This window comes from Thioclava dalianensis (assembly GCF_000715505.1).
In the GTDB taxonomy this organism is placed as follows: Bacteria; Pseudomonadota; Alphaproteobacteria; order Rhodobacterales; family Rhodobacteraceae; genus Thioclava; species Thioclava dalianensis.
In genome coordinates, this window is sequence record NZ_JHEH01000030.1 from 24200 (window position 1) to 31366 (window position 7167).

At 60.8% G+C, this 7167-nt stretch carries 10 protein-coding genes; 1 reads left to right on the top strand and 9 read right to left on the bottom strand.

The window, feature by feature from the left end:
* Positions 1 to 3 precede the first annotated feature (3 nt).
* The 9 genes from DL1_RS16820 to DL1_RS16860 all read right to left on the bottom strand — a co-directional run bounded on the left by DL1_RS16820 (position 4) and on the right by DL1_RS16860 (position 5756).
* Complete coding sequence (locus DL1_RS16820; protein WP_038068399.1) at positions 4 to 1164, bottom strand: phage major capsid protein; 1161 nt, start codon at positions 1162 to 1164, stop codon at positions 4 to 6.
* Positions 1161 to 1667, bottom strand: coding sequence for an HK97 family phage prohead protease (locus DL1_RS16825; RefSeq protein WP_038068401.1), 507 nt, complete (start codon positions 1665 to 1667; stop codon positions 1161 to 1163). Before DL1_RS16825 ends, DL1_RS16820 begins: the two co-directional genes overlap by 4 nt.
* Positions 1667 to 2056: a hypothetical protein gene (locus tag DL1_RS16830; protein WP_038068402.1), complete on the bottom strand. Its 390-nt coding sequence runs from the start codon at positions 2054 to 2056 to the stop codon at positions 1667 to 1669. The genes DL1_RS16825 and DL1_RS16830 overlap by 1 nt, the downstream gene beginning before the upstream one ends.
* The gene (locus DL1_RS16835) at positions 2046 to 3164 is read right to left on the bottom strand and encodes a phage portal protein (protein WP_342727491.1); all 1119 of its coding nucleotides are present in this window, start codon (positions 3162 to 3164) and stop codon (positions 2046 to 2048) included. The genes DL1_RS16830 and DL1_RS16835 overlap by 11 nt, the downstream gene beginning before the upstream one ends.
* Before the next feature lie 311 nt (positions 3165 to 3475).
* Positions 3476 to 3766, bottom strand: coding sequence for a hypothetical protein (locus DL1_RS16840; protein WP_038068406.1), 291 nt, complete (start codon positions 3764 to 3766; stop codon positions 3476 to 3478).
* A 2-nt stretch (positions 3767 to 3768) separates the two neighbouring features.
* Complete coding sequence (locus DL1_RS16845; protein WP_038068408.1) at positions 3769 to 4062, bottom strand: hypothetical protein; 294 nt, start codon at positions 4060 to 4062, stop codon at positions 3769 to 3771.
* 1 nt (position 4063) lies between these two features.
* A complete protein-coding gene (locus DL1_RS16850; protein ID WP_038068411.1) occupies positions 4064 to 4282 on the bottom strand; it encodes a MerR family transcriptional regulator in 219 nt (72 codons plus the stop codon).
* Between the two features lie 92 nt (positions 4283 to 4374).
* On the bottom strand, positions 4375 to 5433 hold the full coding sequence (locus DL1_RS16855) for a bifunctional DNA primase/polymerase (RefSeq protein WP_038068414.1): 1059 nt from the start codon (positions 5431 to 5433) through the stop codon (positions 4375 to 4377).
* A complete protein-coding gene (locus tag DL1_RS16860) occupies positions 5433 to 5756 on the bottom strand; it encodes a hypothetical protein (protein ID WP_074855026.1) in 324 nt (107 codons plus the stop codon). The genes DL1_RS16855 and DL1_RS16860 overlap by 1 nt, the downstream gene beginning before the upstream one ends.
* 291 nt (positions 5757 to 6047) lie before the next feature.
* Between DL1_RS16860 and DL1_RS16865 the strand changes: the two genes are divergently transcribed.
* Positions 6048 to 7167, top strand: a 1120-nt coding sequence (locus DL1_RS16865) for a DUF6538 domain-containing protein (RefSeq protein WP_038068417.1), incomplete at its 3' end; no start/stop codon positions are given.

The window sequence follows — 7167 nt, forward strand, 5'->3', positions numbered from 1 at the left end:
TCCTTACGAGGTCGCCATCTTCAGCTTGCGGAAGCGCGCGGCCTGAAGGACGCCGCCGCCCACGCGCCGGGTGGCATGGATGCGGGTGATGCCGGTGGTGGCTTGGGTGTAGGGATCGACCAGCGTGGACATGGCGAGCCGGTCAATGATCCGGTAGGCCGAGAAATCGCCATAGATGATCGGGAAGGCATCGGCTCCCACATCGGGCATATCGACCATTTCGATCACGGGACGCCCGAGGATCGTTTCGGGCTGGCCCGCCTGATAGGACGGTTGCCACAGGAACCGGCCATCTCCGTCTTTCAGCAGGCGGATCTTGCCAAGCGTCGTGCCGTTCATCGCCCAGGCACCACGGTTGCGGTAGGTCGCCGGAAGCGCATAGAGAAGCGTGATCAGCGCGTCGGCCTTGAGATCGGTCGCATGCCCGTTGGGCGAGTAGGCGATGCCGGGATTGACCATGAAGCCCTCGGGCTGGATGCCGCCGGTGCCGTTCACAAAGGCCGCAGCTTCCTTCTTGCCGAAGTCTTCCGACAGAGCCATGCGCACTTCGGTCTCGGCCTGCGGCGCATCCGCCATGAGCCGGTTGGAGATATCCACGAACGTCGACATTTCCTTGGGCTCGAGTTCCTTTTGGCCGAAGGTGATCGTGCTCTCTTCGCGCTCCTGCATCTCCCCGTGCCACTTGGCGTTGGTGATGTCGCCGCGGGTTGGATAGATCACCGAAGGGGCCGAGGTGCCGCGCACGCTGGCCACCGAACGGATGGGCGAGAACTCGACCAGATCGCGGATGATTTCCGAAGACAGCTCAGCCGGGGCCAGATAGCCACCTTGCGGGTCGCTCGACACATTGAGGGCCTTGCGGTCTTCATCGCTCAGGCGGTCGCCGTAGCGCAGATAGGACACGAAGGCTTTGCGCTCTGCAGTCGGCTCGTCATCTTTGGTTTCTTTGGGGTCAGGCCGGTTCGATTTGGCTTCGAGCTTGTCCAGCCGCTCCACCAGTTTCGTGGTGTCGGCCTTGGTCTCAATGGCTTTCATCCGTTCCTCAACGGTGTCCGCCATTTCCTTGATTGCCTTCGTCACGAGGGCTTCGGGGTCGTCTTCCTCCCCCGACTTGCGCTCGATCGGTGCGCTGGACAACAGCGCGGTCTTGCTCAGATGTTTCATGTGTTCCTCGTGAGTTGCGCGGTTGCGCGTTGCAGTGCGACGGCGATGCGCAGCGCGCTCACCGCATCTTTGGCCGAGGTCACCCTCGCGCCCGGGTGAGCTGGGATAACCACCAGAGAGGCCTCCAGCAGCTCAAGAGATTTGATCGTGCGGCCCCCACCTTTGCGGGCGAGTGCCTTGCGGGTGATAAAACCGATGGAAATCCCGCGCACCGCTCCAGCCTGAACCAGCGCGCGCACTTCGCGGGCACGCTCCACATCTTTCACCATCAGACTGCCTGAGAGGTGCAGCCCATCCTCTTCCTCAGTCGCCTTGGTCCAGACGCCGACAGGTTCGTTCTGATCGTGGCCAAAGAGCATCGGCAAAGGCAGAGGTGCGCCTGCAAAGGCCCCTTTCTCGATCACATCGCCCACGCGGTCAGGCGTGGCGAACTTCCAAGCAAGGCCCGAGATCGCGCCCTCATCGCTCGCAAGCAGTTTGGTCTCGATGAATGCCCGCTCCATCAGCTCACCCCTTTGATCGCGGGGCGGGCGCCAGCAAAGCTATCAACCTGCTCATGGACCCATTGGGCCGAGCGCAGCACGCGCAGAACGTTTGCGTGGGTAAAGGGCAGATCTTCGCCGCCTTCGCGGATTTCCCAGCCAAGCACGCAGCGCGCGAGGCTGTTGATCCGTGCCTTCTCTCGCGCGTCCGCAGAGACGCGGCCCTCATCGTCTGCCAGATCGGCCAGCTCATCCACCAACCGAACCCGCGCGCGGGCCTGAGTGGCGCTGTCCGGGCCCGCCATGCGAAAGCGGATGCCGGTCGGCTCGCCCAAAACCGGATCGCGCAGGTCGAACCATGTGCCCCGGTCTTGGTCTTCTGCATTCGCGAGAATATCATCAAGCTGCATTGTCAGGCCCTTTCGGCGGCACATCGGTGGAAATGTTCGGATTGAGGAATGCCTCGCCACCGTCGCGCGGCGGCAGGCCAATCCAGTCACGGCCCTCATTGGGGTTGATCGTCTGGCTTGCGATGAGGCTGTTGATCACGGTGGCGCGGGTCGAGAGATCAGCGCGAGTGAGGTCATCGCGATCAAACCGGATCACCAGAGAGCCACGCTCATCATCGGAGAACAGCGCTCGGCCAAGCGCGCCTTCGAGGCCGCGCAGCCATGGCTCCAAGCAATAGCTCAGGAACTCGCGCCCCTTCTGCTCGCTATTCGACCATGTGGCCCGCTCAAGATCGCCCACCATCGGGCCGGGAATGTTGAACGCCCGCGCGATCTCTTGGATCTGGAAGCGGCGGTTTTCGAGGAACTGGCTGTCCGTGCTGTTGAAGGTCAGCGGCATGAACTCAGCCCCGTCATAGAGGATCGCAGTTTTACTGCCGGTATCCTCGCTCTCGTGAGACAGACGCCACGCGGCAATGGCCTTTTTGACGCTTTCCTCGCCCATCCCTTTGGGGAAGCTGAGTACGCCGCCGGGGCGTGCTCCACGGGTGAACAACCGCCCCGCGTGCCGGTCCAGCGCCACGGCGATGCCAATGGCGTTGCGCGCCAACGTCAACGGGCAGCGGCTGAGAGGCGGGAGAAGGTGGATCACGTCACGCGCCGGGATCGGGCGTGAGTCGAGCTTGTAGCGGCGCTCGCCGGTGCTGGTGTCGATATCAAAGCTCAGGATGCCCGTGCGATAGCGGATCAGCTCGCGCGGCTCACCGCCAACCCGGTTGACCCATGCCATGCCGCCCGCGTCCGAGGTGAGTCCATCGACCACGATTTGGCGGATCATCTCAAAGCCCGTGGTCCAGTCGTTCACCTCGCCGCGCAACAGGCCGAGAACCGGGTGATCTGGCACGTCGATCTCTGCCCCATTCTCACGTCGCTTGACCATGATATCGAGCGAGGCCACGGCTTCTGAGATAAGCTGGATCGCGTTGGCCACCACCGGCACGGCCAGCGCCTCCTGTGCGGAGACCGAGACGCCAATGGACGTAGGCGTGAGACCGAAGATCGACTCCATCAGCGCATCTGGCGATGTGAGCGATTTCTGTTCCGTCTCAGCGGTTTTGCGAGTGAAAGGCCATATATTCATGGCCCCATTGTCAGGCTCGGGGTCGCAAGTAGGAAGCTATCCAGACCTGCCAGAACCTGCCAACATCTGCCAAGTCATGCAGGCAGAAATTCCTATTTCGGGCAAATCGTGCGCGTTCCTCCCCGCGCCGGTCCCCAAGGGAGGGCTGAAGTTTGGAACCACCCCCCCTTGGGCTCTTTTGTCCCTCGGCTCCGCGTTGGGTAGCCTGCCCAACCGCCAATGGCGGGTGAACCCGGCGACTATGCCCGCCCAGACATCCCGGCACAAGCATGGAAGCGCACCGCGCGATCACGGCCTTCTTGGATCGCCCGAGCGAACTCGTCGGTGCAACCGAGCTGATCTGCGGCAGTGGCGATGGTGCCACCCGCGACAGCGAGACACTCGTGCATGTGAGAGAGCATGGATGCGACCTGATCACGATTGCCGGGGTCAGCCTGCTCGACCGTCTTGTGCATGGCCATGACAAGGCCAGCAGCAGCGGCGAGGAGATGAGCGACGGTGATTTCGTCATTTGCGATCGTCTCGTTCATGCTCAAGCCTCCATCGCGCTCTTGCCGGTCAACGCCCGATAGGCTGCGTCCGCCCGCTCGGTGATGAGAGCTGCCAGTTCAGGATCCGAGAACGAAGTGTTGATCGGCGCCTTCGAAGGTGACGTGCCACGCGGTCCATTCGACCTCACCATGCCCTTCGCATTCTCAGTGAGCACACAGCCGTTGATGCTCATCCCTGCATAGGAGAGCGTGAAGATTGCCAGCAAGCGAGTGCCTGCGGTGTTGGCTTTGCCGTCGAGGACGGTGAGTTGGAGGATGGTCGGTTGATAGTCCATATCAGTTTCCTTTGAGCCAGTTGATGATTTCGGACCGGAAGGCGAAGAAGCGCTTGCCGTCGGGCTTGGTGATGGGCGCGAGGCCCTGACGATGCCAACGCCGCACAGTCTGGACGCTGACGCCACATGCAGCGGCGATTGCCTCAAGGCCCCAGAGCTTTTCTGTAGCCATGAATGTTTGGTCAAACCGCTCGGCGGTGATGGGAGGATGTTTGCTCATTTTGCCCTCATGAGTTGATGGGGAGGTTTCGTTGAAGTGATTGGGGCCGATTTTGGATTTTCGACCAATTTGACCTCGAATTCGGGGCATCCTTAGAGCCCCTCCAGATAAGGGGGGGACGGTGTATTATGATTGTGCCTAGATCCGGGAAGTCTGGCAGAGAGCTTGTAGACCCCACTTTTGCGAAGTCGCTTGTCGGGCTCTCTCAGCTGTTCGATGAAGCCACGCTCGATCAGGACATCCCGCGCCAAGGCGATCTTACCGCGCGGCCAAGGCGGGTTCTTGTGTTCGCTCATTGCTCTCGGGGCGATCGCGAATGAAGGTCGGTTGCTATGCCAGCGCCTCAGGAGCATGTAGAGGGCATAGGCTTCCGGCTGATCGATCAGGTCATCCATGACGACATCTCCCGTATTGATCTGGGGCCGCTTGTGGCCGAGGTAATTACGACCCGTGCTCTCGTAGCTCCACGCCGAGAGAGCACAGCGCTCGATTTCCTTTGCCGAGAGCTGTTCAAGGAAGCTGCCCGCCCAGGTAGCTGCCGCATCGACCAGAGCATCCACGTCATCACAGAGGCGAGCCTCAGCCATGCACCAGCGCCAGAGGCTGTCATTTCGTTCGCCCTGCTTCACAGTCTCAGCGAGGCGCCTTGAGCCCCCTATGAGCGCCTTAGGTGGGATCGTGGGTAGATTGGCGATATCGTCCAAGTTGCCGGAGAGGAATTGATAGGACGCGCCGAGATCGAAACGGCGCGAGGGTGGCGCAATCGTAAACCCACCGCCGAGAATATCGATCGGCTCGCCCTCGAAGGGGCGGACGCTCCGCACCTCCCCATTGTATCGATACCAAAGCTTTGACTTGCCCGAGGCGGTCTTGATGGTGATCGGCGTCTCTCCGAAGCGATCTAGAGCCATAGCAAGCCATGAGTCACCCACGGCGTCCACGTCTACCTCGACGATCCCGGTGGGCTTGCCCATAACTATGCCGAGGCCCTCAGCGGCCCCTAGCTTCGGTGAGATCGCCCATGCCCTCGACTTCTTCGTGTTGGCTTGCTGCCAGCCCTTCACCGCTGGGCGCTTTGCACGAGTGTCGACCGGGAAGACGGGTATCCCCCGATCAGCGAACTCGGCAGCGTGGTGTGAATAAATGCCCATCACTCGCACCCCGCTTCCGAGCGATGCAGCGCGACGTGATGCGCACGGCAAAGCCATGTGACCGCGTAGGGCCGGTCGTAGTCGCGGTGATGGGCGTCGACCTTCGTTTTGCCACAGACTTCGCAAGACTTCTTTTCAAGAATTCCGAGCCGCAAAGCCGTCTGGACCGCGAGGTGAGCAGCATAGCGCTTTGGGTTTTCTCGGCGCCATTTTTGTTGCCTCGTGGGAGCGCTAGCGCTATTCTTTTTGGGAAGCTGTACCGATTCATATTTGCCCTCGGTCGCGCCCGCCAGCGCGCCGGGGGTTTGTTTTTTTTGGTTCATTGCGGGCCCTCCGGAGAAAGCAAGGTTCGCACAGAAACCGCACAGAAACCCGTGAACACCGGGAGAACATCGAGCAAATCAAGGAATGCGGAATTGCGTAATTTACGCGGTTTCGGGTGTGAATAAGTGTCTTGGTAAGGGAGAGGTCGAGAGTTCAAATCTCTCCAGCAGCACCACTTTCTTTCCTTTGAAATCAAAAGCTTAACAAAAACAGGACTCTGACGAGCTGCCGTTGTGCTAATGATGTGCTAAAGTTTGTGTTAGCACAAACTAACACACGAGGTCGGCGGCATGTCCCTCCCTACCGTCTCAGGCGCGCAAATTCGCGGCTCCACGTATCACCTAAATCTCCCGATCCCGAAGGTGATTCAGTCGCTTTACCCCAAGCACAAGAGCGGCGTCATGCGGGGCTCGCTTCGCACTTCCGATCCTAAAGAGGCCCAGAGCCGGGTGGGCGAACAACGCGCCATCTTCGACCGCCAAGTGAAGGAGGCCCAGCGCCTCGCGGATCGCGAGCGCATCCTTGGAACACTCGGCCAAGAGGACCGAGACTTGCTCGCAGAAATCGGCGGTCCCGAACGCCTGCTTGACACAATCCGGGAGCTTCGCAAGGAGGCCGCGCTTACCCTCGCGGGTATGGGGAGCGGCGCGGCTTTGGCGACTGAGATAGAGAGCTTGCCACCCCACGCCCTCCGCACACTCGCTCAGCGAGAAGAACAGGAAGGACAAGCAGCTCTCCGCACACTGACCGCCGAAACGCGCAGATCGAAGGGCGTCAGCCGCCAGCTTGGCAAAGAGCCTCCCGCACCCCCGAGCGGTCTGGACGAGGGGACCGTGGGAATCCGCGAGCTGGCCGAGAAGTTCACAGAAGCAAACGGATACACTGTGCAGAACAAGGAGTCCGTGCTGCACACCGTGCGCCGCTGGATCGAGCTGCACGGCGATATCCCTGTCGAAAAATGGACGCGAGCCCACCTCGACAAGTTCGACGAGGTCTTGACCAAGTTTCCAGCCTCGACAGCCGCGAGCCTTCGCAGCCTGCCCCTCTTAAAGATCATCGCGAAGGGGCAACGGGAGAACTTGCCGACGATCAGCAAAAAAACCCGGTCGCGATACAGCGACCATATGAAAAGCTTGAGCAAGTATGCCCTAAACCAAGCTGGACTGATCAGCGCCGATCCCTTCGCCGGATACAAGCCGCGCGGCGAGAAGGTGAAGTTCTCGGCGGGTTCGGTGAAGGAAACGATCCCATTCACCCCGGCTCAGGTCGGAAAGATATTGGATCACGTCGAGAAGACCGACAACGAGATTATCGACCGCTGGCTTCCACTCCTCGCCGCCTACACTGGCGCGCGGCGCGAAGAACTTGGGCAGCTACTCGGCGTTGTTGCAGAAGTCGTCTTCGAGACGA